The sequence below is a fragment of the Reyranella sp. genome, assembly GCF_004297405.1.
Classification (GTDB): Bacteria; Pseudomonadota; Alphaproteobacteria; order Reyranellales; family Reyranellaceae; genus Reyranella.
This window is the reverse complement of the sequence record NZ_SCVC01000046.1, coordinates 189,717-215,012: the sequence shown is the minus strand read 5'-3', so window position 1 is coordinate 215,012 and position 25,296 is coordinate 189,717. Positions and strand designations below refer to the sequence as shown.

General features: G+C 64.4%; 24 protein-coding genes. 8 read left to right on the top strand and 16 right to left on the bottom strand.

Features of this window, described 5'->3' with window-relative positions; all coding sequences use genetic code 11:
* Positions 1-5: 5 nt before the first annotated feature.
* Entirely contained in the window at positions 6-701 is a 696-nt protein-coding gene (locus EPO50_RS29590; RefSeq protein WP_296350357.1) for an EI24 domain-containing protein, read from the bottom strand.
* A 9-nt stretch (positions 702-710) separates the two neighbouring features.
* Positions 711-1,865 (bottom strand): CaiB/BaiF CoA-transferase family protein, encoded by a 1,155-nt coding sequence (locus EPO50_RS29585; RefSeq protein WP_296350356.1) that lies wholly within the window; start codon positions 1,863-1,865, stop codon positions 711-713.
* Between the two features lie 122 nt (positions 1,866-1,987).
* Between EPO50_RS29585 and EPO50_RS29580 the strand changes: the two genes are divergently transcribed.
* From EPO50_RS29580 to EPO50_RS29570, 3 genes are read left to right on the top strand one after another with little or no spacing between them, the layout of a single operon-like run.
* On the top strand, positions 1,988-3,685 hold the full coding sequence (locus tag EPO50_RS29580) for a PQQ-binding-like beta-propeller repeat protein (RefSeq protein WP_296350354.1): 1,698 nt from the start codon (positions 1,988-1,990) through the stop codon (positions 3,683-3,685).
* Between the two features lie 10 nt (positions 3,686-3,695).
* Complete coding sequence (locus EPO50_RS29575; protein ID WP_296350352.1) at positions 3,696-4,589, top strand: MBL fold metallo-hydrolase; 894 nt, start codon at positions 3,696-3,698, stop codon at positions 4,587-4,589.
* A gap of 11 nt (positions 4,590-4,600) precedes the next feature.
* A complete protein-coding gene (locus EPO50_RS29570) occupies positions 4,601-5,374 on the top strand; it encodes an SDR family oxidoreductase (protein WP_296350350.1) in 774 nt (257 codons plus the stop codon).
* A 27-nt stretch (positions 5,375-5,401) separates the two neighbouring features.
* Here the strand turns inward: EPO50_RS29570 and EPO50_RS29565 are convergent, their stop codons facing one another.
* Positions 5,402-5,791 (bottom strand): hypothetical protein, encoded by a 390-nt coding sequence (locus tag EPO50_RS29565; RefSeq protein ID WP_296350347.1) that lies wholly within the window; start codon positions 5,789-5,791, stop codon positions 5,402-5,404.
* Between the two features lie 180 nt (positions 5,792-5,971).
* On the opposite strand from EPO50_RS29565, the gene recQ reads away from it, so the two are divergent.
* The gene (gene recQ / locus EPO50_RS29560; protein WP_296350345.1) at positions 5,972-7,798 is read left to right on the top strand and encodes a DNA helicase RecQ; all 1,827 of its coding nucleotides are present in this window, start codon (positions 5,972-5,974) and stop codon (positions 7,796-7,798) included.
* Here the strand turns inward: recQ and EPO50_RS29555 are convergent.
* The 5 genes from EPO50_RS29555 to EPO50_RS29535 all read right to left on the bottom strand — a co-directional run bounded on the left by EPO50_RS29555 (position 7,788) and on the right by EPO50_RS29535 (position 11,209).
* The gene (locus tag EPO50_RS29555) at positions 7,788-8,177 is read right to left on the bottom strand and encodes a DoxX family protein (RefSeq protein WP_296350343.1); all 390 of its coding nucleotides are present in this window, start codon (positions 8,175-8,177) and stop codon (positions 7,788-7,790) included. The genes recQ and EPO50_RS29555 overlap by 11 nt on opposite strands.
* Before the next feature lies 1 nt (position 8,178).
* On the bottom strand, positions 8,179-8,610 hold the full coding sequence (locus EPO50_RS29550; protein WP_296350341.1) for a VOC family protein: 432 nt from the start codon (positions 8,608-8,610) through the stop codon (positions 8,179-8,181).
* A gap of 55 nt (positions 8,611-8,665) precedes the next feature.
* Positions 8,666-9,904 carry an RNA polymerase sigma factor gene (locus EPO50_RS29545; protein ID WP_296350338.1) on the bottom strand — a complete coding sequence of 413 codons (1,239 nt, stop codon included), beginning with the start codon at positions 9,902-9,904 and terminating at the stop codon, positions 8,666-8,668.
* Positions 9,901-10,290, bottom strand: a complete 390-nt coding sequence (locus EPO50_RS29540; RefSeq protein WP_296350337.1) for a YciI family protein — start codon at positions 10,288-10,290, stop codon at positions 9,901-9,903. The genes EPO50_RS29545 and EPO50_RS29540 overlap by 4 nt, the downstream gene beginning before the upstream one ends.
* Positions 10,291-10,357: 67 nt before the next feature.
* Positions 10,358-11,209, bottom strand: coding sequence for a metallophosphoesterase (locus EPO50_RS29535; protein ID WP_296350335.1), 852 nt, complete (start codon positions 11,207-11,209; stop codon positions 10,358-10,360).
* 87 nt (positions 11,210-11,296) lie between these two features.
* Here EPO50_RS29535 and EPO50_RS29530 point away from each other — a divergent pair, with 87 nt between their 5' ends.
* Positions 11,297-12,271, top strand: coding sequence for a tripartite tricarboxylate transporter substrate binding protein (locus EPO50_RS29530; RefSeq protein WP_296350333.1), 975 nt, complete (start codon positions 11,297-11,299; stop codon positions 12,269-12,271).
* 24 nt (positions 12,272-12,295) lie between these two features.
* Here EPO50_RS29530 and EPO50_RS29525 read toward each other — a convergent pair whose 3' ends face one another.
* Both EPO50_RS29525 and EPO50_RS29520 read right to left on the bottom strand, forming a co-directional pair.
* Entirely contained in the window at positions 12,296-13,516 is a 1,221-nt protein-coding gene (locus tag EPO50_RS29525) for a polyhydroxyalkanoate depolymerase (protein ID WP_296350331.1), read from the bottom strand.
* Positions 13,517-13,603: 87 nt separating this feature from the next.
* Positions 13,604-14,185, bottom strand: a complete 582-nt coding sequence (locus tag EPO50_RS29520; RefSeq protein ID WP_296350329.1) for an SCO family protein — start codon at positions 14,183-14,185, stop codon at positions 13,604-13,606.
* 63 nt (positions 14,186-14,248) lie between these two features.
* On the opposite strand from EPO50_RS29520, the gene EPO50_RS29515 reads away from it, so the two are divergent.
* The 3 genes from EPO50_RS29515 to EPO50_RS29505 are packed head-to-tail and all read left to right on the top strand — an operon-like array spanning position 14,249 to position 16,730.
* Positions 14,249-15,448, top strand: coding sequence for an FAD-dependent oxidoreductase (locus EPO50_RS29515; protein ID WP_296350327.1), 1,200 nt, complete (start codon positions 14,249-14,251; stop codon positions 15,446-15,448).
* Positions 15,449-15,457: 9 nt separating this feature from the next.
* Complete coding sequence (locus EPO50_RS29510; protein WP_020698973.1) at positions 15,458-16,093, top strand: flavin reductase family protein; 636 nt, start codon at positions 15,458-15,460, stop codon at positions 16,091-16,093.
* Between the two features lies 1 nt (position 16,094).
* On the top strand, positions 16,095-16,730 hold the full coding sequence (locus EPO50_RS29505) for a flavin reductase family protein (RefSeq protein WP_296350318.1): 636 nt from the start codon (positions 16,095-16,097) through the stop codon (positions 16,728-16,730).
* Here EPO50_RS29505 and EPO50_RS29500 read toward each other — a convergent pair.
* From EPO50_RS29500 to acnA, 6 genes are all read right to left on the bottom strand, one after another.
* Positions 16,724-18,079 carry an amidase gene (locus EPO50_RS29500; RefSeq protein ID WP_296350316.1) on the bottom strand — a complete coding sequence of 452 codons (1,356 nt, stop codon included), beginning with the start codon at positions 18,077-18,079 and terminating at the stop codon, positions 16,724-16,726. The genes EPO50_RS29505 and EPO50_RS29500 overlap by 7 nt on opposite strands.
* Before the next feature lie 8 nt (positions 18,080-18,087).
* Positions 18,088-20,025, bottom strand: coding sequence for an acetate--CoA ligase (gene acs, locus EPO50_RS29495; RefSeq protein WP_296350314.1), 1,938 nt, complete (start codon positions 20,023-20,025; stop codon positions 18,088-18,090).
* A 105-nt stretch (positions 20,026-20,130) separates the two neighbouring features.
* Positions 20,131-20,802: a nitroreductase gene (locus tag EPO50_RS29490; protein ID WP_296350313.1), complete on the bottom strand. Its 672-nt coding sequence runs from the start codon at positions 20,800-20,802 to the stop codon at positions 20,131-20,133.
* A gap of 6 nt (positions 20,803-20,808) precedes the next feature.
* Positions 20,809-21,930: an alpha/beta fold hydrolase gene (locus EPO50_RS29485; RefSeq protein WP_296350311.1), complete on the bottom strand. Its 1,122-nt coding sequence runs from the start codon at positions 21,928-21,930 to the stop codon at positions 20,809-20,811.
* Positions 21,930-22,499 carry a DinB family protein gene (locus tag EPO50_RS29480; RefSeq protein ID WP_296350309.1) on the bottom strand — a complete coding sequence of 190 codons (570 nt, stop codon included), beginning with the start codon at positions 22,497-22,499 and terminating at the stop codon, positions 21,930-21,932. The genes EPO50_RS29485 and EPO50_RS29480 overlap by 1 nt, the downstream gene beginning before the upstream one ends.
* Before the next feature lie 20 nt (positions 22,500-22,519).
* Positions 22,520-25,207, bottom strand: a complete 2,688-nt coding sequence (gene acnA / locus EPO50_RS29475) for an aconitate hydratase AcnA (protein WP_296350307.1) — start codon at positions 25,205-25,207, stop codon at positions 22,520-22,522.
* Positions 25,208-25,296: the final 89 nt, after the last annotated feature.

Below are 25,296 nucleotides of genomic sequence, written 5' to 3'. Positions count from 1 at the left end.
GCACTTTAGCGCGGGCCTGCCGGTGGATTAAAGGGTGGCTTCAGCATTTGCGCGATATGAACCATCGCCGCGACGCCGAGGACCGGTACGATCAGGTTCAGGATCGGGATGGTGCCCAGGAAAACGATGGCCGCGCCGGTCAGCCAGAGCGTGCCGCCGTTGGCCTTGCGCCAGGCGCGAACCTCGGCCGGGTCGCGGCGGCGCAGCGCCACCTGCTCATAGTATTCACGACCAGCCAGCCAGCCGTTGACTCCATAGAACAGGACGGCGCCCAGCCCGGCCACGAACAGTGCCACCAGGTAGAAGGGCAGCATCAGCAGGTTCAGGACGATCAGGGTCACCAGGAACAGGATGCCCGACCAGATGCCGGTCCAGACCGGAATGCCCCGCGCCGGCCCGAGCTTCGGATAGTGCTCGCTCTCCACGATGTCGGCGATCTTCTCCATGAAGATCGAGATCACGATGCCGAAGCTCGCGGGAAAGAGCATCAGCGCCAGCACGACCACGGCGCCGCCGCCCAACCAGCGGATGGCGTCGTTGAGCCAACTCCACTGGAAGGTGGCGAAGGACTGCAACGCCCACCAGGCCAGGACACCGATGCCCACCTGCAGCACCAGCGACAAGGCCAGTGACTGCCAGATGATGCCGCGCAGCCTGGGATCGCTGAGCTGCCGGACCGCGAGTTCGAAGGCGCGGATCATGCGCCTTTGTTATGCCTGCGCGCCGACGACGCCTGCGGCCTTCAGCTCGCCGATCTCCTTTGCCGAGAAGCCACGCTCGCCCAGGATCTCGTCGGTGTGCTGACCGCGCTTGGCGGCCGGCCCACGGACACCTTCCTTGGTGCGCGAGAAGCGCGGCGCCGCCGCGGGCTGCTGGAAGCCCTGAACGTCGACATAGGCGTTGCGCGCCTTGGCGTGCGCATGGCTCGGGGCTTCCTTCATGGTCAGCACCGGTGCAAAGCAGATGTCGGTACCTTCCATGATCGCGCACCATTCATCGCGCGTCTTGGTCTTGAAGATGCCTTCGAGGCGGGTCTTGAACTGGCCCCACGCCTTGCGATCCATCTGCGCGGGCAGTGATTCGCCCTTCAGCCCGGTCTTCTCGAGGAGCAGTTCGTAGAACTGCGGCTCGATCGAGCCAATACAGACATGCTTGCCGTCCTTGGTCGCGTAGGTGCCGTAGAAGTGCGCGCCGCCATCGAGCATGTTGGTCTCGCGCTCAGCATCGTTCCAGAGACCGGCGCCGGCCATGCCATAAATGCCGCCCAGCAGAAGGGCGGCGCCATCGACCATGGCGGCATCGACGACTTGACCCTTACCCGAACGTTGCGCTTCGAGCAGGCCGCACACCATGCCGAAGGCCAGCAGCATGCCGCCGCCGCCGAAATCGCCGACCAAGTTGAGCGGCGGCGTCGGCCGGTCCTTGCCACCGATCGCATGCAGCGCACCCGTCAGGGCGATGTAGTTGATGTCGTGGCCGGCCGCCTTGGCGAGCGGGCCTTCCTGACCCCAACCCGTCATGCGGCCATAGACCAGTTTCGGATTGCGCTTCAGGCAGACATCCGGCCCGAGGCCGAGCCGCTCGGCGACACCGGGACGGAACGGTTCCGTGAGGCCGTCAGCCTTCTCGATCAGGCGCAGCACGACCTCGATGCCTTCCTTCTTCTGCAGGTCGACCGAGACCGAACGACGGCTCCTGTTGTGCACCGCGAACTTCGGATCGGCGAGGCGGTCCATCACGTGCGCCTTGGTGCGATCGACACGGATCACGTCGGCGCCCATGTCACCCAGCATCATCGAGCACATCGGGCCCGGCCCGATGCCAGCCAGCTCGACGATCGTCAGTCCTGAAAGTGGCCCCGCCATGATTCCCTCCTGCAGAATGCGCCATCCTTGATGTGCCAATGGTAGCCGAAGGGTTCGGCGTTACAAAACCTGTCCTCCGGTCTAAAGTTCGCGCCGCGATAAAGACGGTCGGAGGAAATGGGATGGAGTTGGGCCGCATTGTCACGACGGCGGCGCTGGTGTTTGGCCTGGCGGGATCGGCGCTGGCCCAGCAGGCTGCACCGTCGGCGCAGCCAGCCCCAGCAGCCAAGGAATACAATCAGCAGTTCCTGGTGCCGGGCTCGTGGTTCCATGGCGTGCATGGGCTCGCCTTCAACAAGGATGACCAGCTTTTCGCTGGCTCCGTAGTCGGTCAGACTCTCTACCGCGTGCAGGTCGATTCCGGTGAGGTCGATCGCGTCATCGATCCGCCGACCGGCATGGCCGACGACATTGCTTTCGCCGACGACGGCACGATGGCATGGACGGCCTTCCTTCTGGGCAAGGTCTATATCCGCAAGCCCAACGGCAAGACCATCGAAGTTGCGCAGGGCTTGAGCGGTCCGAACTCGCTCGCCTTCGGCAAGGACGGCCGCCTGTTCGTCACCGAAGTGTTTCTGGGTGACGCGCTCTACGAGGTTGATCTCAAGAACGTCGACAAGCCCGACTTCAAGCCGTTTGCCCGCAACGAGCTGCGCCGCATCGCCGAGAAGATGGGTGGCCTGAACGGTTTCGAGATTCACAGGGACGATGGCTTCCTCTACGGGCCGATCTGGTTCAAGGGCGAGATCGTCAAGGTGAACCTGGAAACCGGCGCCTCGGAGGTCATCGCCTCCGGCTTTAAGATTCCGGCAGCGGCCAACATCGATCCGCAGAACCGCGACAACGTCTATGTCGTCGACACGGGTACCGGCGGCATCTGGAGTGTCAGCCTGACCAGCAAGGCGAAGAGGCTGGTGGCATCGATGAAGCCCGGTCTCGACAATCTCGCCTTCGATTCGCGTGGCCGGTTGTTCGTCACCTCGATGACCGACAACGGCATCTACATGGTCGACAAGCAGACCGGGTCGTGGCGCACCATCGTCGAGGGCAAGCTCGCCATTCCGGCCGATCTCGCCGTGACGACGGAAGGCGGTAAGGAGACGGTGCACGTCGCCGACGTGTTCAGCTATCGCAATGTCGACGGCACGACCGGTGCGGTGACCGATGTGCTGCGCGTGCATGGCGAGACGCATTCCTATCCGACAGGCATCTCGGTCGGGCCTAAGCACACGCTGCTTTCGAGCTGGTTCTCCAACACCGTGCAGAAGATCGATCGCAAGACCGGCAAGCTGGTGGCGACGTTCACCGAGTTTGCCGCACCCGTCGATGCGCTGGAGGCCGCCGACGGCACGATTTACGTGGCCGAACTCGCCACGGGCAATCTCGTGAAGGTGAGTCCCGACGGCAAGACGCGCACGAATGTCGTGAAGGAACTGCGTGGGCCGGTGGCCCTGGCGCAGGGCGCCGGCACGCTGATCTACGTCACCGAAATCGCGGCCGGCGCCGTGACTCAGATCGATGTGGCATCGGGTGCCCGCAAGGTGGTGGCCGACAATCTTGCCGGCCCGGAAGGCATCGATGTCGGACCGGACGGCAAGCTCTACGTTGCCGAAGTTGGCCAAAAGCGGGTCGTCGCCATCGATCCGGCCAACGGCCACAAGGTCGTGATCGCCTCCAATCTCGATATCGGCCTGGCGCCGTTCCCCGGCGGACCGCCGGCACTGATGCCGACGGGCGTGGCGGTGAGCCGCTCCGGCGCCGTCTATGTCAGCGCCGATATCCGCAATGCCCTCTACAAACTGACACCGCCCAGCCCTTAGCGAGTACGCGATGCCCGGCATTCCCTTCATCAAGGATTTTAAGTTCGACTACGGCACAGCCATGGAGGTGACGCCGCTGATCCGCCGCGTCGTCGCCAACAATCCGAATCCATTCACCTTCAAGGGCACGGGCACCTACATCATCGGTCACGGCAAGGTCGCCGTCGTCGATCCCGGTCCCGACCAGCAGGATCATATCGATGCCGTGCTGCGCGCGCTCCGCGGCGAGACGGTGACGCATATCCTGGTCACCCACACGCATATCGACCATGTGCCGGCGACACCGGCGCTCGCCAAGGCGACGGGCGCCAAGGTCTACAGCTACGGGCCGCATCCCAAGCCGCTGGCCGGCGAGCACGCCGAGGAAGCCGGCGATCTTTCATTCGCGCCCGACGTCAAACTGAACGACGGTGATGTGATCCAGGGCGACGGCTGGAACGTCGAAGCCGTCTACACCCCGGGTCACATCTCGAATCATCTCTGCTTCGCGGTGAAGGAAGACAAGGCGCTGCTTTCCGGCGACCATGTCATGGGTTGGTCGACCGCCGTGATCTCGCCGCCGGACGGCAACATGGCCGACTACTTCGCCAGCCTGCGCAAGCTCCTGCCACGCAACGAGACGCTCTACATTCCAACGCACGGGGCGGAAATCCGCGATCCCAATCCGTTCGTGCAGGCCTATATCGAGCATCGACTGGGCCGCGAAGCGCAGATCCTGGCGCGACTCAAGGAAGGGCCGCAGACCATTCCCCAGATGGTGGCCAAGAACTATGCCGATACGCCGGTGCATCTGCACAAGGCCGCCGGTCGGTCGATGCTGGCGCATCTCGTGCAGATGGCGAAGGACGGCCGCGTGAAGACCGGGGATGGCCGCGCCGACATCGATTCGACCTATCGGCTTTAAGAGGCAGTCCCATGGACATGAAGCTCGGCGGCAAAACCGTCCTGATCACCGGCGGCAGCCGCGGCATCGGCTTTGCTTGCGCCATGGGCTTCGCTGCCGAAGGCTGCACCGTGCACATCGCCTCGCGATCGAAAGAATCGCTGGAAGCAGCACGCGACAAGATCCGGGCCCGGCACAATGTGCCGGTCGAGATTCATCCTGCCGATTTCTCCAAGGGCGATACGGCGCGCAGCATCGTCGAAGCCGTAGGACACGCCGACATTCTGGTGAACAATGCCGGCGCCATCCCGCGCGGCGACATCTTCGGCATGACCGAGCCCAAGTGGCGCGAAGCCTGGGAGCTCAAGGTGTTTGGCTATGTGAACGCCACCCGCGCCATGCTGGAGAAGATGTATGCCCGCAAGAAAGGCGTGGTGGTGAACGTCATCGGCCTCGCCGGTGAGAGCTACAACTATGATTACGTCGCCGGCACGATGGGTAACGCAGGCCTCATGGCCTTCACGCGCGCCGTGGGTTCGCGCAGCGTCGACCATGGCGTCCGGGTCGTGGCGATCAATCCGCCGGCCACGCGCACCGACCGCATGCTGACCCTGCTGCGCGGCCAGGCCGAGCAGAAGTGGGGCGATCCCGAGCGCTGGCCCGAACTCACCAAACACATGCCGTTCGGCCGCGCCGCCGAACCTGATGAAGTGGCCGATCTCGCGGTGTTCCTGGCGTCCGAGCGCGCGAGCTACATCAGCGGCGTGGTGATGACCCTCGACGGCGGCCAGGCCGCCCGGCACTAGCCCTGCCTTAAGGTCGATCCGGTCGGATCAGTAGACCTGCCGCATGACCTGGCTGGCGAAGCTATCGACCGCCGTGCGCTTCTGCGCCTCGCTGAGTTTGGTGTTGGCGTTCACGGCGGGGCAGTAGGCGGTCACCAGGTAGTTGACCACTTCGGCGCTTTCGACACCGGGATAGCGGACGCGCAGGTCGGCAGTCGCCGAGGCGATCGCATTGTACATGTCGCCGCTCGCGAGCTGCTTGCCGACAGCGGCCATCTGGGCCGGCGTCTCCTTGAGGATGCCGGGCTTCGCCAGCGGCTGTGCGGCTGGACAGTCGAGCGCCAGGGCCGGCCCGGTCGGTGCGACCATCGCTGCCGACACGACGAGTGTGGCAGCGGCCAGGCTGGAACGAAGGCGGCCGGCGGTAAGACGAAGCATGACGGGTCTCCCATAACGAAACTTGCGCGAGCAATATCAGGACGAGACTCAATAGTCGCCGTCGATCCTTGGCAAGACCGGCGAGTGAGAGAAACCGCCCTGTGAGTGCTGCTCATCCCCGCCGCGTCGTTCTTCCACATGACGGAGCGGGGCGTTGGCGTAATAGTGCCGCCAACAACAATGAACGATCCCCTCTCACACGCACGCGCGCTGCTGCATTCCGTCTTTGGCTTCAACGAGTTTCGTCCGGGCCAGGAGGAAATCGTGCGTGCCGTGCTCGCGGGTGAGAATGTATTGGCCGTCATGCCGACAGGCAGTGGCAAGTCGCTCTGCTATCAGCTTCCGGCGATCGCACGGCCGGGTCTTACCTTGGTGATCTCACCGTTGATTGCCTTGATGCGCGACCAGGTCCGCGCGCTGACGGCGGCAGGCGTGGCGGCGGGCAGTCTCAACTCCAGCAACGAGCCTGCCGAGAACGCCCGCGTGATGAGCCTGCTGCGCAACCGCGAGCTCAGGCTGCTCTACGTTGCCCCCGAACGGCTGGCGCGGCCCGACACGGTCGAGATGCTGGCCGAGGCCCATGTCTCGATGATGGCGATCGACGAAGCACATTGCGTCTCGCAATGGGGTCACGACTTCCGGCCTGAGTATCTGAGCCTGGGCAATCTCGCGCGACAGATCGGTGGCCGGCTACAGACTCTGGCGTTCACCGCCACGGCCGACGCGCCGACCCGCGGCGATATCGTCGAGAAGCTGTTTGCGCCGTCGCCGCGCATCTTCGTGCGAAGCTTCGACCGACCCAATCTCAAGCTCGCCTTCAAGCCCAAGGAGCGTTCGACGCGCCAGGTCCTGTCCTTCGTGCAGACCCATCAAGGCGAGAGCGGCATCGTCTATTGCGCGTCGCGTCGCAAGGTCGAGGAGCTGGCGACTGCGCTGGCCGCGGCCGGCGTGCGCGCGTTGCCCTACCATGCCGGTCTCGACAAGACGGTGCGGGATGCCAACCAGGATGCCTTCCAGCAGGACGATGGCGTGGTGATGACCGCGACCGTGGCCTTCGGCATGGGCATCGACAAACCCGACGTGCGTTTCGTCTGCCACGCCGACCTGCCGGCCAATGTCGAGGCCTACTACCAGGAGATCGGCCGCGCCGGTCGCGACGGTCTGCCGGCAGACACACTTACGCTTTATGGTCTGGGCGACATGCAGCTGCGCCGGCTGCAGATCGAGCAGGGCGAGTCCTCGGACGAGCGCAAGCGCATCGAGCGCCAGCGGCTGGGCGCTCTGCTGTCCCTGGCCGAGGCGCCGCGCTGTCGCCGCCAGACCTTGCTGGCCTATTTCGGCGAACCGTCGGAGACTTGCGGCAACTGCGATCTCTGTATGGAAGGCGTCGAGCTGTTCGACGGCACCATCGATGCGCAGAAGGCAATGTCGGCCGTTGTGCGGACGGGTGAGCGTTTCGGCATGGAGCATCTGGTCGCCATCCTGACCGGCGACCTCACCGACAATGTCCAGAAGTTCAATCACGAGAAATTGCCGACCTTCGGCGTCGGCAAGGATCGCAAGCCCGCCGAATGGCGCTCGATCTTCCGCCAGCTCTCGGCAGTCGGCCTGATCGCGCAAGATTTGATGGAGCATGGCCGCTGGTGGGTCACCGACGAAGGCTGGCGCGTGCTGAAAGGCGAGCAGAAGATCGAGCTACGCAAAGACCTGACATCGGGCGCTGCCGGCAAGAACTCGCGCCGTGATCGGCGCGCCGCCGCCGCGACGGTCGTCGGAGATGGCGATACGGTCTTGCTCGATTCGCTGAAGGCGCTGCGGACCCGGCTGGCGCGTGCGCAAAACGTGCCGTCCTACGTCGTCTTCTCTGACCGCACTCTGGTCGAACTCGCGACGCATCGCCCGACGACACCCGGTGCGATGCGCGAAATCCACGGGGTCGGTGACGCCAAGCTCGAACGCTATGGCGCCGCCTTCCTCGATGCGATTCGCGGCGGTGTTACTGCATAAACGGCATCACTCGTCGCACGCGCTCGTCGCGCAACCACAATCCCCCCCACACGATCAGTCCGAGCCAGAGCCCAAACAGCGTGTGGGTGAACAGCGGATGGTCGAGCCTGATATGGCTCGCCATGGCGCCGCCCAACAGACCGGTCATGACCACGGCGCCCAGCAGAGCGGTGCGCGGCCAGGCGTAGAGCGCGGTGCAACCGAGCGTGATCACGCCCAGCAGACGCGCGAAACCGTCGCTCGTCGGATAACCCAAGTCCTTCAGGCTGTCGGTGACCGGTTGGATCGGCACCAGCTTGATGATGCCGTCCATTGTCAGGAACGCGATGGCAAGGCCGCTCAGGATGCGGCCCGACCAGAGTGCACGTTTGGAGATCATCTCAGGCCGTCTTGATCGGCGCACCCATCGACCACAGAACGCCAAACGGATCGCGGAACTGGCCGTAGCGATCACCCCAGAACATGTCCTGCACCGGCAGCACGACTTCGGCGCCGGCCTTGACCGCGTGATTGAACGCGGCGTCGACGTCGTCGACGGCGAGATGCAAGGTGAAGCCCGCCGGCTTCTCCAGCGGATGGCCATGTTCGGGGAAGGCATCGGCCAGCATCAGCGAGCCGCCGTTGATTACGAGATGAATGTGCAGATACCGCCCTTTGTCGTCGGGCGGCATGCGCATGACTTCCTTGGCGCCGAGAGCCTTGACGTAGAAGTCCGCAGCCTTCGCTGCACCGTCGACTGACAGATAAGGGCAGGGGCCGCCGAGAACCGGCGGTTGGGCGTTGGTCATGACAGTCTCCTTGGCTGTTGTCATATCCCGAGGACGAATGACTTCGGCGCGATCCGACATCGCCAGCAGAAAAAGTTCGCTATGACGACAGGCGGTCGAGATGTTGCCGGATATGGGCGGCCTCGGCCGGGGTGTTGGCCAGGGCGATGGCGCGGCCGAAGGCTTCGCGAGCTTCGCCGGTGCGTTCGAGTTGCTGCAACAACGCCCCTTTGACGCCATGGAAATAGAAGTAGCCCTGCAGCCGGGAGCCCAGGGGTTCGATCATCTCCAGCGCGGCTTGCGGGCCATTGACCTTGGAGACGGCGACGGCGCGATTGAGCGTCACCACGGGCGAGGGCTGGAGCCGTTCCAGGTTGGCGTAGAGCAGGTCGATCTGTTTCCAATCGGTCTCTTCCGGGCGCTTGGCCTGGGCGTGGAGTGCCGCAATCGCGGCCTGGATCTGGTAGGGGCCGGGCTGGCGATGGCGCATCGCCTTGTCGATCAGTGCTAGGCCTTCGGCGATGCGGCCCTGGCTCCACAGGGTGCGATCCTGATCCTCGAGCAGGACGATATTACCGTCCTTGTCGAAGCGTGCCTGCGCCCGTGACTGCTGCAACTGCATCAGCGCCGTCAGGCCCATGATCTCGGGCTCGGTGGGAAAGAGCCGCAGCAGGAGCCGAACCAGCCGGATCGCCTCTTCGGCCAGCGGGGCGCGCGCCTCGGCTTCGGCCTGGTTCGCCGAATAGCCTTCGTTGAAGGTGAGGTAGACCATGGCCGCGACGGTCGCGAGCCGTTCGGCGCGTTCGGGCGCCCCGGGGGTCTCGAAAGCCATCTTGGCGTTCCCGACACGGGCCTTGGCGCGTGTGATGCGCTGCTCCATCGCCGCTTCGCTGACGAGGAAGGCGCGCGCGATCTGTGTCACAGAGAGGCCGCAGACGACACGCAGGGCGAGCGCAATCTGCTGCGTCGACGGCAGCTCGGGATGGCAGCAGATGAAGAGCAGCCGCAGGATATCGTCGCGGTAGTGATCGCCGTCGAGCCGGTCGGCCATCGAGGCTTCGGCGTCATCGAGGTCGGAAAGCTCGGCCTCGTCGGGCAGCTCGGTCTGCTTCGCGCGCTTGCGGACATCGTCCATCGCCGCATTGCGCCCGACCAGGATCAGCCAGGCAGCGGCATCGCGCGGCGGGCCGTTCTGCGGCCAGTTCTTCAGCGCCCGCAGGCAGGCCTCCTGGAAAGCTTCCTCGGCCGTATCGAGGTCGCGGAAGTAGCGCAGCAAGGCCCCCATGACCTGGGGACGCGCCGCGCAGACAACCGCATCGATCCAGCCGAGATCGCTCATGCCGCGGGCTTCTTTTCTGCGGGCAGATGGCTTTCATGGATCTCAGCCACCGGCCGGATCTCATAGCTTCCGGTACCCGGATTGGCCTTGGCGAGATCCTTGGCGACGTCGATGGCAGAGTCCAGTGAGGCGCAGTCGACGATGTAGAAGCCGAGGAGCTGTTCCTTGGTTTCGGCGAAGGGACCGTCGATCACCATCTCTTCGCGGCCTTTGCGCAGGGTGGTGGCGGCCGTGGTGGGCAGCAGTCGGGCGACGGGGCCGAGCCGGCCCTGCTTGGCCAGCTTGTCATGCACCGTGAGCAGCCGCTCCATGGTCTGGGCGTGATACTCCTTGGACCAGGAGCCGACGGCGTCCTCGGAATTGTAGCAAAGGATGGCGTAGAGCATGAAAAAGGCCCTCTTATTACCTAGGACGGAGAGATAAGGGCTCAGCCGACAGTTCGGCACAAATAATTTACCCCTGGGAGGGGAGGGGATTCTCGAAAGGCGTGCCAGCCTTGAGAAGCCGATAACGGCCATCCTGAATTTCCGCCGCCGTCACGATGCCGGTGCGGGCGCTGCCGCCATCCAAACCGAGCCGGTCGCCCTCGAACAGATGCGGATCCTCGAGGCCGCTGATCGCCCGGTGCTTGTCGGGTGGGGTGTGGCCATGCACCACCAGGGTGCCTCCGAAACCCTTCTTCCAGTCGAGGAAGCCGTGGTTGATCCAGGCCCAGCGCGCTTCGGTGAAGAGGGTCCAGGGCCGCGTCAGGAACTCGTCCGGGTCGGCGTGCGGATCGAGGCCGCCATGGACGAACAGCGTGTTGCCCAGTCGCACGTGGGATCGCATGCCCTGCAGGCGATGCACGATCGAGTCGCCCAGCACCTCGGCGAGCAGCGCTTGGTCGGCGTGCGCCGCGGGATGGCCCGCCTTGGCGATCATTTGATCGAGCAGGATATGGCCGCCCATGCGTTTGGACAGCCACATGGTCTCGGCCTTGTGGGCGTGAGGTCCACCGATGACCGTGAGCATCATCATGATCTCGTGATTGCCCATCAGCCGGTCGATATGGTCGACGCCGTGCGCCTCCTCGTTCTGGGCCCAGAGATCGAGGACGCGGACGCTGTCCGGCCCGCGATTGATCATGTCGCCGAGATAGATCAGGCGCCGTTTCCCTGTCGCATCGCGCGCCAGCCCGGCAATCGCGTCCAGCAACCCCGCCAGCTCGTCGGCGCAGCCATGGACGTCGCCAATGGCAAACACCGCCTCGCCCTTGACGTCGAACGGGGCGGCTTTCCAGTCGGAGATGGAAACAGGGGCGGCCACGTCCGGGATGCTAGCCCCATTCCCAGACCAAATCTCGTGTTATGCTGGGCTCATCCGACGCAGATCGGAAGCACAGGGAGGATGACGATGACAGGCTTGAACCGCCGTCGCGTTCTGGTGTCCGTGGTGGGAGGTGCGCTTGCTGCACCGGCGTTGGTCCGTGCCCAAGGATCCTGGAAGCCCGACAAACCGATCACGATCTACAATCCGCTGGCGGCCGGCGGTGTGTGCGACGTGCACCTTCGCTTTCTCGGCGAGAGGGTCGGCCGCAAATGGGGCCAGCAGGTCATCGTCGATGTGAAGGCGGGTGCCGGCGCGACGCTCGCGGCGGCGCAGATGGTGAACACCAAGCCAGACGGCTACACGATCGCCTGCATGACCATCAACAGCCTGCGCTATCCGCACTACCAGGCTGCGAACTGGCATCCGCTGCGTGACTTTTCCTACATCATCGGCCTGTCCGAATTCACCTTCGGTGTCGTCGTCCTCGCTGACGCACCCTGGAAGACGATCGGTGAGCTGATCGAGGCCGGCAAGCGTGAACCCGAGAAACTTAACTATGGCACCAGCGGCATCGGCGGCACGGGCCACTTGCTGATGCTCGAAACCGAGCAGGCAACCGGCGCGCGCTTCACCCATATTCCCTACAAGGGTGGCGCCGAATGGATGCCGGCGCTGCTGGGCGGCCACATCCAGTTCGTGCCCGACGGCGCGGCATGGGCGCCATTCGTCGAAAGCGGAAAGGTGCGTGTGCTGGCGATGGCGACGGAGAAGCGCTTCGGCCTCTATCCCGACAAGCCGACCCTGATCGAAAGCGGCATCAACGCCGTGGCCGTCAGTCCCTACGGCCTAGTCGGCCCGAAGGATCTACCGCCGCAGATCATCCAGGCCCTGCACGATGCAATGAAAGAAGCGATGGCCGACCCCGGTCATCAGCCGCTTCTGGACAAGTTCATCCAGGAGCCCTGGTATCGTGATCCGGCCGGCTATCGTGCTTTCGCCGAGAAGTACTATGTCGACGTCAAGCCGACGCTGGTGAAGGCGGGGCTCGCGAAAGCGTAACGACCCCTTTGGAGGCGAACCCGTCTAGCGGACGTCGTTCTCGCGGATGAACGCCCGCACGCGCGGCATGATCTGCTCGCGCCATTTGCGACCGTTGAAGATGCCGTAGTGACCGACCCGCGGCTGTTCCCAGTGCACGTGGCGGGCGCCGGGAATGTTGGGGGTAAGTGTGTGTGCGGCCTTTGTCTGACCGACACCGGAGATGTCGTCGAGTTCACCTTCGACCGTCATCAACGCCGTCTCGATGAACGACGGATCGATCTTGCGGCCGCGGCTGACCCAGGTGCCGCGCGGGAGCTGATGCTCCTTGAACACGACCTGGATGGTCTGCAGGTAGAACTCGGCAGTGAGATCCATCACCGCGAGATATTCATCGTAGAAGGCGCGGTGACTGGACGATGAATCGTCGTCGCCTTTGATCAGATGCTCGAACTGCCGCATGTGGGCGTTCACATGCCGGTCGAGGTTCATGCTGATGAAGCTCGTGAGCTGCAGAAAGCCCGGATAGACCCGGCGCAGCGCACCCGGATAGTTGAGCGGCACCGTCGAGATGACGTTCTGGCGGAACCACATCATCGAGTTGCGCATGGCGAGGTCGTTGGGGACCGTCGGGCTCTCGCGCGTGTCGATGGGGCCGCCCATCAGGGTGATCGACTTGGGCTGGCGCGGGTCCTTCGCCTCGGCCATCAGCGAGGCTGCGGCCATCACCGGCACCGAAGGCTGGCAGACAGCGATCACGTGCACGTCCGGCCCGAGGTAGCGGCAGAACTCGATGACGTAGTCGATATAGTCGTTGAGGTCGAAATTGCCCTGGGACAGGGGCACTTCGCGTGCATCGATCCAGTCGGTGATGTGCACATCGTGGTCGGGCAGCAACGCCTCGACCGTGCCGCGCAGCAGAGTGGCGAAGTGACCGCTCATGGGCGCTACGACCAGAACCTTGGGGTCGCGCCGCGTCGTGTCCCGACGGAAATGCAGGAGCTGGCCGAACGGCTTGCGCAGCAGGATCTCTTCATTGACCGCGACGACTTCGTCGCCGACCTGCGTCGTGCTCAACCCAAAGGCTGGCTTGGCATAGGTCTGGGTAAGGCGCGCCACGATCTCGGCGCCGGCCGCGACAGACTTGCCGAACCAGGTATCAGCCCACGGGTTGTAGGGGCTTGAATAGGCCTGCTCGAGCATGTTCGCCCAAAGGCGGACTGGCGTCGCGAGCTGCCGCTGGAATTCATACGCTTGATAGAGCATTCGGCCGGGATTGTACGCTTGGCCGAAGGCTTGTCACTTTAATAGTGCAGTGCACAATTAGGGCAAATTCAACGACTTAAGTCGAATTTACATCAAACGGCCCACAGCATTGGCGATTTGCTCGGCTTTGGCGTCGTGTGTGAAATGTGTGACGAACCGGCCGTTGCGGTCGAGCAGGTAGACGATGGAGGAGTGGTCCATCAGGTAGGGCCCGCCATCCTTGCCCGGGACTTTCTGGTAGTAGACGCGATAGGCACGCGCCACATCGGCGACCTGCTGGGGGGTGCCGGTGAGGCCGATGTAGGTCGGCCCGAAGTTGGGCACATAGCCCTTGAGCAGCTCCGGCGTGTCGCGCTCCGGATCGACGGTGATGAAGACCAGGTTCACCTTCTTCGCAGCGTCCGGACCCAACTGTTCGACGGCGGTTTCCATCAGCAGCAGCGAGGTCGGGCAGACATCGGGGCAGAAGGTGAAGCCGAAGTAGATCAGCGTCGGCTTGCCCTTGAGGCTGTCGCTGGTGACGGTGCGGCCATCCTGGTCGGTGAGCGTGAAGGGCCCGCCGATCGTCTGCCGGTCGTTACCTTTGACAACGTCCCAGGCGATCCAGCCGGCGACGGCGGCAAGGGCGGCGATCCAGACGCCGAGCAGCGCCTTCATGGTAACTGACATGGGCTCGAAGATGGGCTGCGCTGGGTCGCTCGACAAGCCGGACGCCTCGTCGCACAACGGGATGTGACCTCAGCCCGACGCATCCTTGTCCTCGGCGGCGGTTTCGCCGGCCTCTGGAGCGCACTTGCCGCCGCGCGAGCGCGCGAAGTCTTCGGCGCCGGGCAGATCGAGATCGTGCTGCTGAACGACACGCCCTGGCATTCGATCCGCGTGCGCAACTACGAGGCCGACCTTTCAGAGACGCGCGTGGCCCTCGACGAGGTGCTGGTGCCCGTCGGCGTGCGCCGCCTCGAAGGCAAAGTGACGGGCATCGACGTCGCCGCGAAGACCGTGACCTACGATGCCGAGGGGTTGCGGAGCATCGGCTACGACCGGCTGGTATTCGCCTTGGGCAGCCAGCTTGCGCGGCCGAACCTGCCCGGATTGGCAGCGCATGGTTTCGACGTCGATACCTACGCTGCCGCGACGCGGCTCAACGAGCATATTGCCGGCCTGGGGCCTCGCTCCTCGTCGACCGCGCTGGTGGTGGGCGGCGGCCTGACCGGCATCGAGGCTGCCGCGGAGATGCCGGGCAAGCTGCGGGCGGCCGGTGTGGCGGCGCCGCGCGTCATCCTCGCCGATCATGCGCCGCGCATTGGTTCCGACATGGGCGAGGCTGCCGTGCCGGTGATCGAAGAGGCGCTGGCTGCGCTCGGCGTGGAAAGGCGCGGCGGTGTTTCGGTGGCGTCGGTTGATGCCGCTGGTGCGACCTTGGCGACGGGTGAACGTATCGAAGCAGAGACCGTCGTCTGGTGCGCCGGCATGCGGGCTCATCCGCTGACGTCACTTCTTCCCGTCACGCGCGATCGCCTGGGTCGGCTGCCGGTCGATTCGTTCCTGAAGATCGAGGGCCTGGAGGCGGAGTTCGCGGCAGGCGATGTGGCTTCGTTCCTGATCGACGGCTCGCATTCCTGCGTGATGTCCTGCCAGCACGGCCGGCCGATGGGCCGCTTTGCCGGCCACAATGCGGTCTGCGATCTGCTGGGCCAGCCGATGCTGCCGCTTCGGATCGATTGGTACACGACCATCCTCGACCTCGGTCCTTGGGGTGCGCTCTATACCGAAGGGTGGAACCGCAAGGTCGTGTCGCGTGGACAGACAGCCAAGCGCACCAAGGAGACGATCAACCGCGAGCGCATCTACCCGCCGCGGACTGGCGGCCGGCAGGCGCTCCTTGATGCCGCGGCGCCGACAGTGCAGACACCACCAGCGCGTTACGAGTGAGGGGGAACGATGTTTTACGATACTGCCAAGCGCGATCATGGATTGCCGCAGGACCCGTTGAAGGCCGTGATCGTGCCGCGGCCGATCGGCTGGATCTCGACGGTCGACAAGCAGGGCCGCGTGAACCTGGCCCCCTACAGCTTCTACAACGGCGTCGGTGAGTTCCCACCGATGGTCTATTTCGCCATCACCGGCACTTACGGCGATACCCCGACCAAACACAGCCGCATGAACGCCGAGGAGACCGGCGAGTTCGTCGTCAACATGGTGGCGGGCACATTGAGCGAGAAGATGAACATCACCACCGCGATGGTGGCCTACGGCGTCGACGAGATGAAGCTCGCCGGGCTGACGCCCGAGCCCTGCCGCTTCGTGAAGCCGCCGCGGGTCAAAGAATCGCCGGTGGCGCTGGAGTGCAAGTACTGGAAGACGATCGAACTGCCGGTCGAGAAGGGCCACGAAGAAAAGCGTGGCTCGATCGTGCTGGGCCATGTGGTCGGCGTGCACATCGACGACTCCATCCTGAAGGATGGTCGGGTCGACATCATGGCCTTCAAGCCGGTCGCACGCCTGGGTTACAGCGAATACACCACGACCGAGAACGTCTGGCGCATGCGCCGTCCCGACGATCCCCGGTATCAGTGACATGTTCTACGACGCGACCCGCCGCGACCACGGCATGCAACAAGATCCGCTAACGGCGCTGATTGTGCCGCGTCCGATCGGCTGGATCTCGACTGTCGACGGGCATGGTCGCGTCAACCTGGCGCCCTACAGCTTCTACAACGCGGTGTCGGCGTCGCCGCCGATGGTCTATTTCGCGACCACCGGCACCTACGGCGACAACCCGACCAAGCACAGCCGGCGCAATGCCGAGGAAACCGGCGAGTTCGTCGTCAACATGGTGAGCGCCGATCTCGTCAAGCAGATGAACATCACGACCTCGATGGTCGATTACGGTGTCGACGAGATGAAGCTCGCCGGCCTGACGCCCGCGCTGTCGCGCTACGTCAAACCGCCACGGGTGGAAGGATCGCCGATTGCGCTGGAGTGCAAGTACTGGAAGACGATCGAGATGCCCATCGAAGAGGGCCGCGAGAAACAGCAGGCAGTCGTGGTGTTCGGGCGCGTCGTCGGCATCCATATCGACGACCGCATCATCAAGAATGGCCGCATCGACACGCTCGCCTTCAAGCCGGTCGCCCGGCTTGGCTATAGCGAATACACCACCACCGAGAATGTCTGGCGCATGCCGCGCCCCGACGATCCGCGATATCAGTGAGCTGAAACGACCGGCGCCACGCTGCGCGCCATCGCCAGCACGCGTTTGTCGGCCATCGCCTCGCCCATCAGCATGAAGCCGACCGGCAGTTCGCCGGCGGCATGGCAGGGCAAGCTGATGCCGCAACGGTCGAGGAAATTGCCGACCGTGGTGTTGCGCAGCAGCAGCATGTTCTTCTTGGTGAAGCCGTCGGACGTCGAGACCTCGTCGAGGGTCGGCGCCACGATGGCGCAGGTCGGCATGATCACGGCGTCGTAGTTCGCGGTGATCGCCGAGACGCGGCGCTGCAGGTCGGCGCGCTTGCCCAGGAGCTCGATATAGTCGGCCGCGCTCATGTCCTTGCCGCGCAGGATGCGCGGCGCCACGAGCTGGTCGTAGTCGTTGTGCCGGCGGGCGATCAGGTCTTTGTGCCAGGCATAGGCTTCGGAAGCGGCGAACCCGCCTTTGGCATTGGTGTCTGGCAGCTCGTTCAGCTCGACGAGATCGATCTGCTCGATCTTCACGCCCTTGGCCGAGAGCGCCTTGCAGGCACGCTCGAATGCCACGACGACGACGGGATCGAGTTCGTCCATCACGAAGTGCTTGGGAATGGCAAACCGCAGGCCCGAAAGCGGTGCTGCAGCCGGGACCGAGATCGGCTCACCGGCGAACACGGCATCGACGATGGCGCAATCCTCGACCGAGTTGGCGAGCGGTCCGATCGAATCGAGTGACGTCGAAAGCGGCACGACGCCGTCGATCGGCACGCGCCGCGCCGTCGGCTTGAATCCCGTGAGGCCGCAGACCGCGGCGGGGATGCGGACGGAGCCGCCGGTATCGGTGCCCAGGGCGGCCACAGCCATGCGGTCAGCGACCGACACCGCGGCGCCCGAAGAGGAGCCGCCCGGCACGCGCTTGCGGTCGGCAGGATTGCCGGGGGTGCCATAGTGCGGGTTGAAGCCGACGCCCGAGAAGGCGAACTCGCTCATGTTGGTGCTGCCGACAATCACGGCGCCGGCAGCCCGCAGTCGGGCCACGACGGGCGCGTCTGCTTTAGCCGGCTTGGCATCGTCGAGCGCCGTCGAGCCCGCGAGTGTCGTTTCGCCTGCGACGTCGCACAGGTTCTTGATCGAGACGGGAATGCCGGCGAGTGGCGAGAGAACGAGGCCCGCCTTGCGCTGGACGTCGCTGGCCTCGGCGGCGGCAAGGGCCTGCGCCTTCCAGACCTTGACGAAGGCGCGCTTGCCTTCGCCCTTGGGATCCTCGATGCGCGCCAGCGCCTCTTCGGTGAGCTGGCGGGAAGTGGTGCGGCCGGCGGCCAAATCCGCGGCGAGCTGCCCTATGGTGGGATTCTGCGTCGGGTTGGCCATCGGACTCCTTACTTCCCTCGGTTCTTCACCAGATCGTCGACGACCATCGGATCGGCCAAAGTCGACGTATCGCCGAGATTACTGAAATCGTTCTCGGCGATCTTGCGCAGGATGCGGCGCATGATCTTGCCTGAGCGCGTCTTGGGCAAGCCGGGGGCCCACTGGATCACGTCGGGTGTGGCGATCGGGCCGATCTCCTTGCGCACCCAAGCGACCAGCTCCTTGCGCAGTTCCTCGGAGGACTGCTCGCCGGCCTTCAGGGTGACGTAGGCGTAGATGCCCTGACCCTTGATGTCGTGCGGGAAGCCAACCACGGCGGCCTCGGCCACCTTGGTGTTGCCGACCAGCGCGCTCTCGACCTCGGCTGTGCCGATGCGATGGCCCGAGACATTGATCACGTCGTCGACGCGGCCGGTGATCCAGTAGTAGCCGTCCGCGTCGCGGCGGGCGCCGTCACCTGTGAAGTACTTGCCGGGGTAGGTCTTGAAGTAGGTGTCGATGAAACGCTGATGGTCGCCGTAGACCGTGCGCATCTGGCCGGGCCAGGAATTGATCAGGCAGAGATTGCCGGTCGCCGCGCCTTGCAGCTCCTTGCCATCGGCATCGACCATTACTGGCTGTACGCCGAAGAACGGTTTGGTGGCCGAGCCGGGCTTGAGCGCGATGGCGCCAGGCAGCGGCGTGATCAGAATGCCGCCGGTCTCGGTCTGCCACCAGGTATCGACGATCGGGCAACGCCCATCGCCGACCACACGGTGGTACCACAGCCAGGCTTCGGGATTGATCGGCTCGCCAACCGAACCAAGCAGGCGCAGGCTCTTGCGTGTCGCCTTCTTCACCGGCGCCTCGCCTTCGCGCATCAGGGCGCGGATCGCGGTGGGGGCCGTGTAGAAGATGTTGACCTGATGCTTGTCGATCACCTGCCAGAAGCGGCTGGAGTCGGGATAGTTGGGCACACCCTCGAACATCAGGGTCGTGGCGCCGTTGGCGAGCGGTCCATAGACGATGTAGCTGTGGCCGGTGACCCAGCCCACGTCGGCGGTGCACCAGTAGATGTCACCGTCGTGATAATCGAACACGTACTGGTGCGTCATCGCGGTGAAGACGATGTAGCCGCCGGTCGTGTGCAGCACGCCCTTGGGTTTGCCCGTCGAACCCGAGGTGTAGAGGATGAAGAGCGGATCCTCCGCGTTCATCGGCTCGGGCGCGCACTCGGCCGGCACTTTGGTGGCGATCTCGTGCCACCAGACGTCACGGCCGGCATCCCAGCCGATCTTGCCGCCGGTGTGCTTCACCACCAGCACCTTCTTCACGCCCGGGCATTTCGTCAGCGCTTCGTCGGTGTTGGCCTTGAGCGGCACAGGTTTGCCGCCACGCAGGCCTTCGTCGGCGGTGATGACGATGTTGCTCTCGCAATCGATGATGCGGTTGGCGAGGCTGTCGGGTGAGAAGCCGCCGAACACGACCGAATGGACGGCGCCGATGCGCGTGCAGGCGAGCATGGCGTAGGCCGCTTCGGGGATCATCGGCAGGTAGATCGTGACCCGATCGCCCTTCTTGACGCCGAGTTCCTTCAGCGCGTTGGCCATGCGGCACACTTCGGCGTGCAGCTCGCGATAGGTGATCTTCTTCGACTTCGACGGGTCGTCGCCTTCCCAGATGATCGCCGTCTGGTCGGCGCGCGCGGGCAGATGGCGATCGACACAGTTGGCCGACACATTCAGCACGCCATCATGATACCAGCGGATACGGACATCGCCGGTATAGTCGACGTCGCGCACGGCGCCGGGGCTGTACGGCTTGATCCAGTCGATACGCTTGCCCTGCTCGCCCCAGAATCCAGCGGGATCCTTGACCGACGCTTCGTACATCGCCTTGTACTTCGCTTCGTCGACATAGGCGCGCTTGGCCCAATCGGAGCTGACGGCGATCACCTCATCGGCCATGGTATTCCTCCCGTATCGCTAGGCTTAAGCCGTGAATTACCTGCGTTCTAGCGCGCCGTGATCACGCTCGGCAATTCGACTTTGGCCGCGCCTGCGACGAAGGTGTTACTCGGTGAACCAGGTCGTGAAGTCCTGGATCGGCGCCCGTTCGGTGATCAGGCTGTTGGGGACCACATCAGGATCGGCATGGCCCAGCGCCAGGCCGCAGATGACGATCTGGTCCTCGGGAATCTCGAGCTCGCGCCGCACGACATGCTGATAGCGGCTGAACGCCGCCTGCGGGCAGGTGTGCAGCCCCTTCTCGCGCGCCAGCAACATGAGCTGGTCGAGGAAGATACCACAGTCGATCCACTGGCCGCCGCCCATGCGCTTTTCGACGCAGAGAATCATTCCGACCGGTGCATCGAAAAATTCATAGTTCTTGCGAAACTGCTTCATCATGCCGGCAGCGTCACCGCGCGGCACGCCGAGGAGTGTGTAGAGCTGCTTGCCGACAAGCTTGCGGCGCGTGTCGTAGACCGGCGTGAATTCCTTGGGGTAGACGTCGTACTCGCCGCCGGGCCCATGGTCGCCCTCGTCCATCGCTTTCAGGATCGCGGTCGACAGGCGCTGCCGCGCCTTACCCATGGTGACGTAGAGCTTCCACGGCTGCAGGTTGCCGTTCGACGCCGCGCGGTTGGCGTTGGTGACGATCCATTCGACGTCCGCCTTGACGACAGGCTCGGACTTGAAGACCCGCATCGAGCGGCGGGAATTGATGGCTTCGGACACGCGCATGGACAGTTAGCTCCGAGTCAGGTGACGACGCATGAAGTCGAACAAGGTGCGAAGGGCAATGCCATACTCCTTGTCGTTAAAATAGTGCGTCGCGCCGGGAATGACGAAGGCTTCGACATCCTTGCCGTGATTTCGCAACGCCTCCGCCATGGTCGTCGTTTGGTCGACAGGTACGTTCTCGTCGCTGTCGCCGTGGATCAAGAGGACGGGAATATCGATCTGCGCAACGCGGAATATCGGTGAGCGAACCGGCAGCCCTTCGGGCCCGCACAGATCGTCGAGGTAATCCTTGATGAAGGGATTTGCCGCGCGCCAGCGCGCGAGATCGGTCGGTGCGAAGTAGGAGGCGACCGCCTTGATCGGCGGCTTGTGCGCCGCCGTCAGCAGCGCCACCTGACCGCCCATCGAGGCGCCGACCAGGCCGATGCGGTCTCGGTCGACTGAGGGTCGCTTGGCGAGCCAGTCGATGGCGGCCAGGACGTCGAGCGGTTGACGCAACCCTTGATCGCTTTCGCCCTCCGAACCCAGCCAGCCGCGGAGCGAGAGCGCAAGCGTGGCATAGCCATTGGCCGAAGCGCGCCGCGCCAGACCGACCAGATTGTGGGCATGGCCTGCGAAGCCGTGCAGCAGGATCAGTGCGGGATAGGGCGGCTGTCCTGCCTGCGGCTTGAAGAAGTAACCTCCCAAGGTGACGCCATGGCCGGGCACGCGCACCTGTTCGGCGTCGGCGACGTCGGGCAGCTCATCCCAACGATGCACGACCTCGATCGGGACGCCGTCGGGATCGCGAAAGCCCACGGAGTAGTAGCCGGGGGCGAAATACTCGAGTTCCTTGGGCGGCTGAAGAATCTCGGCGCCGGCGTCGCGTAGCTCGGCGAACACCTGATCGACCTGGGCGCGGCTCTCGGCCGAGACGGCAAGCCACAGCGCGCCTGGCCCATAAGACACGCCGTCCTTGGCCTGGCGCATCACGAAATGGTCGTAACCACGCGACCACATCACGCGATCGGGATGCGCCCAGACGCGACGGAAGCCCAGCATCGGCAACCACAGGCGATGGAATGCAACGGAGCGTCCGAGGTCGCTCACCTCGATCGCGGCACCGGCGAATGAGGGACGTGGTCGCATCAGCTCGGTTCGAGTCCGAGGGCCAGCAGCTCGTCGCGGCGAAGATGCTGCTCGCCGGCGAGAAAGAACTCGTCGAGCTGCGGGGGCTTTACTGTGGTGCCGGCCAGCATCGCATGGGCCTGCCCGCGATGATGTGTCTGATGCTGGAAGAGATGTTCGAGGATCGACAGCACGCTCGACGGTGGTGGCGTGCGGTTGGGCCGTGGCAGCACCAGACCTTCGAGGAGGCTCGTCTCGCTCTGGCGTTCGCAGAAGGCGAGCAGACGGCGGTCGCTTGCGATCTGGGCCGTATGGAGCGAGGCAGCGTCGGGAAAGTCGGGCGGCGGATCGTTGTAGCGCTTCAGCACCGTCGGATCGCGCTCGAGGGCGTCGATGTAATAGGTGTCGACCCAGAGAATGTGGTTCAGCGTGGCGCGCAGCGTGGGAAAGAAGCTCGTGCGCGGGGCGGCGAACTCCGCCTGCGACAGCGCCTTGCAAGCGCTGAGCAGACGGTGGTTCGCCCAGATGTTGTTGCGAGCCATGGCGACGGTGTGGTCGCCCAGCCCCCCTCGCTGAGAAGCTGGTGCCATGGCTTCCGTTCCCTCCGGCGTCAGGCCGCTTGGGCGAGGTTACGCAGCACGTAGTGCAGCACGCCGCCGTTCTTGAAGTAGCCGACCTCTTCAGCGGTATCGATGCGGCAGGTGAGCGTCACCGTCTCCGAAGCGCCGTCCGGGCGGTGGATAGTGAGCGGCACGTCCATGCCGGGCCTGAGCTCGCCGTCGATGCCATTAACGTCGAAGGTCTCGCGGCCCGTCAGGTTCAGCGTCTTGCGTGTCATGCCGTCCTTGAACTGCAGCGGCAGCACGCCCATGCCGACCAGGTTCGAGCGATGGATACGCTCGAAGGTCTCGCAGACCACAGCCTTCACGCCCAGCAGGTTGACGCCCTTGGCCGCCCAGTCGCGCGAGCTGCCGGTGCCGTATTCCTTGCCGGCGATCAGGACCTGAGGCGTGTGCTCCTTCTTGTAGCGCATCGCCACGTCGTAGATCGGCTCGGGCTGGTCGGTCGTGAAGTGATGCGTGAAGCCACCTTCGATGCCCGGCACCATCTCGTTTTTGAGACGGATGTTGGCGAAGGTGCCGCGCATCATCACCTCGTGGTTGCCGCGACGCGTGCCGTACTGGTTGAAGTCCTTCGGATCGACCTTGTGTTCCATCAGGTACTTGCCAGCGGGGCTGTCCTTCTTGATCGAGCCGGCCGGCGAGATGTGGTCGGTCGTGATCGAATCGCCGAACTGGCCGAGCGGGCGGGCACCCGTGATGTTGGCGAGCGCGGACGGCGTCTTGCCCATGCCCTCGAAATAGGGCGGGTTGCGCACGTAGGTCGACTTATCGTCCCACGAATAGGTCAGGCTCGGCTTGGTCTTGATGCTGCGCCAGAACTTGTCGCCCTTGAAGACGTCGGCATAGCGCTTCTTGAAGGCCTTGGCCGTGACGAACTTGTCGACGGCCTTGGACACTTCCATGTTCGAGGGCCAGAGGTCCTTGAGGTAGACCGGCTTGCCGCCCTTGCCGATGCCGATCGGGTCCTTGGTGATGTCGATCTTCATCGAACCGGCCAGCGCGTAGATCACCACCAGCATCGGCGAGGCGAGGTAATTGGCGCGGGTCAACGGATTGACGCGGCCCTCGAAGTTGCGGTTACCCGACAGCACCGAGCTGACCACCAGGTCGCCGTCACCGATCGCCTTGGTGACCGGATCGGGCAGCGGGCCGGAGTTGCCGATGCAGCTCGTGCAGCCGTAGCCCACGAGGTTGTAGCCGATCTTGTTCAGGTCCTTCGTCAGGCCCGACGCGTCGAGGTATTCGGTGACGACCTGCGAGCCCGGGGCCAGCGAAGTCTTGACCCACGGCTTGACCTTGAGGCCATGCTTGACCGCGTTGCGGGCGATCAGGCCGGCGCCCAGCATGACGTAGGGGTTCGACGTGTTGGTGCAGGAGGTGATGGCCGCGATCACCACGTCGCCGTGGCCGAGGTCGTAGTCGGTGCCCTCGCACTTAATGCGCTTGCCGTCGTCCTTGCGGTCGAATTCCTTCTCCATGTTGGCGACGAACTGCGACGCGGCATCCGTGAGCGCCACGCGGTCCTGCGGACGCTTCGGACCGGCGAGGCTCGGCACGACGTCGCCGAGGTCGAGCGACAGCGTGTCGGTGAAGATCGGCTCCGGCGACTTCTTGGAGCGCCACAGGCCCTGCTTCTTGGCATAGGCCTCGACGAGCTTGGCAGCCTGGCCGCGGTTGGTCGTCTTGAGGTAGCCGAGGGTGATCTCGTCGACCGGGAAGAAGCCGCAGGTCGCGCCATACTCAGGCGCCATGTTGGCGATGGTGGCGCGGTTGGCGAGCGGCAGGTCTTCGAGGCCCTCACCGTAGAATTCGACGAACTTGTTGACCACGCCCTTCTTGCGCAGCATCTGCGTGACGGTGAGCACGAGGTCGGTCGCCGTCGCGCCTTCCTTCAGCTTGCCGGTGAGCTTGAAGCCCACGACATCGGGAATGACCATCGGCTGCGCCTGGCCGAGCATGGCGGCTTCGGCCTCGATGCCGCCGACGCCCCAGCCCAGCACGGCGAGGCCGTTCACCATGGTGGTGTGGCTGTCGGTGCCGACCAGCGTGTCGGGATAGGCGATCGTTTCCTTGCCTTCCTTCTTGGTCCACACGACCTGCGCCAGGTATTCGAGGTTCACCTGGTGGCAGATGCCGGTGCCCGGCGGCACGACGCGGAAGTTGTCGAACGCCATCGCACCCCAGCGCAGGAACTGGTAGCGCTCCAGGTTGCGCTCATATTCGAGCTTCACATTGGCGCCGAAGGCCGAGCTGTTGCCGAAATTGTCGACGATCACCGAGTGGTCGATCACGAGATCGACCGGCACCAGCGGATTGATCTTCTTGGCGTCGCCACCCAGCTTGCCCATGGCATCGCGCATGGCGGCGAGATCGACCACGGCCGGCACGCCGGTGAAGTCCTGCATCAGGACGCGGGCGGGGCGGAAATTGATTTCCTTCGTCGACTTGCCACCATTCTTCAGCCAGCCTGCGAATGCAGCGATGTCATTCTTCTTAACCGTCGTGCCATCTTCGTGGCGCAGCAGGTTTTCCATCAGGACGCGCAAGGAGAAGGGCAGGCGGGAGAGATCGCCGACTTCCTTCTCGACCGCCTTGAGGCTGAAATAGGTGTAGCTCCGGCTACCGACCTTCAGCGTCTTTCGGGCCTTGAAGCTGTTGGGATGGGCGGCGGCCATGTCGTACTCCTGGAAGATCGGTTTTGTGCGGACGGATGGCAAAATAGGGGCATGACGAGGCCCAGGCAATCGGCGGATGCGGCTCGTCG

Coding starts and splice junctions, on each gene's coding strand:
- acnA (WP_296350307.1), bottom strand. CDS start 25,207: ATGGCCGCCGCCCATCCCAACAGCTTCAAGGCCCGAAAGACGCTGAAG.
- EPO50_RS29500 (WP_296350316.1), bottom strand. CDS start 18,079: ATGGCCAACCCGACGCAGAATCCCACCATAGGGCAGCTCGCCGCGGAT.
- acs (WP_296350314.1), bottom strand. CDS start 20,025: ATGGCCGATGAGGTGATCGCCGTCAGCTCCGATTGGGCCAAGCGCGCC.
- EPO50_RS29575 (WP_296350352.1), top strand. CDS start 3,696: ATGCCCGGCATTCCCTTCATCAAGGATTTTAAGTTCGACTACGGCACA.
- EPO50_RS29540 (WP_296350337.1), bottom strand. CDS start 10,290: ATGCTCTACGCCATCCTTTGCTACAATTCCGAGGACGCCGTCGGCTCC.
- EPO50_RS29510 (WP_020698973.1), top strand. CDS start 15,458: ATGTTTTACGATACTGCCAAGCGCGATCATGGATTGCCGCAGGACCCG.
- EPO50_RS29520 (WP_296350329.1), bottom strand. CDS start 14,185: ATGTCAGTTACCATGAAGGCGCTGCTCGGCGTCTGGATCGCCGCCCTT.
- EPO50_RS29570 (WP_296350350.1), top strand. CDS start 4,601: ATGGACATGAAGCTCGGCGGCAAAACCGTCCTGATCACCGGCGGCAGC.
- EPO50_RS29490 (WP_296350313.1), bottom strand. CDS start 20,802: ATGCGCGTGTCCGAAGCCATCAATTCCCGCCGCTCGATGCGGGTCTTC.
- EPO50_RS29530 (WP_296350333.1), top strand. CDS start 11,297: ATGACAGGCTTGAACCGCCGTCGCGTTCTGGTGTCCGTGGTGGGAGGT.
- EPO50_RS29525 (WP_296350331.1), bottom strand. CDS start 13,516: ATGCTCTATCAAGCGTATGAATTCCAGCGGCAGCTCGCGACGCCAGTC.
- EPO50_RS29565 (WP_296350347.1), bottom strand. CDS start 5,791: ATGCTTCGTCTTACCGCCGGCCGCCTTCGTTCCAGCCTGGCCGCTGCC.
- EPO50_RS29505 (WP_296350318.1), top strand. CDS start 16,095: ATGTTCTACGACGCGACCCGCCGCGACCACGGCATGCAACAAGATCCG.
- EPO50_RS29590 (WP_296350357.1), bottom strand. CDS start 701: ATGATCCGCGCCTTCGAACTCGCGGTCCGGCAGCTCAGCGATCCCAGG.
- EPO50_RS29485 (WP_296350311.1), bottom strand. CDS start 21,930: ATGCGACCACGTCCCTCATTCGCCGGTGCCGCGATCGAGGTGAGCGAC.
- EPO50_RS29550 (WP_296350341.1), bottom strand. CDS start 8,610: ATGACAACAGCCAAGGAGACTGTCATGACCAACGCCCAACCGCCGGTT.
- EPO50_RS29555 (WP_296350343.1), bottom strand. CDS start 8,177: ATGATCTCCAAACGTGCACTCTGGTCGGGCCGCATCCTGAGCGGCCTT.
- EPO50_RS29580 (WP_296350354.1), top strand. CDS start 1,988: ATGGAGTTGGGCCGCATTGTCACGACGGCGGCGCTGGTGTTTGGCCTG.
- EPO50_RS29545 (WP_296350338.1), bottom strand. CDS start 9,904: ATGAGCGATCTCGGCTGGATCGATGCGGTTGTCTGCGCGGCGCGTCCC.
- EPO50_RS29480 (WP_296350309.1), bottom strand. CDS start 22,499: ATGGCACCAGCTTCTCAGCGAGGGGGGCTGGGCGACCACACCGTCGCC.
- recQ (WP_296350345.1), top strand. CDS start 5,972: ATGAACGATCCCCTCTCACACGCACGCGCGCTGCTGCATTCCGTCTTT.
- EPO50_RS29585 (WP_296350356.1), bottom strand. CDS start 1,865: ATGGCGGGGCCACTTTCAGGACTGACGATCGTCGAGCTGGCTGGCATC.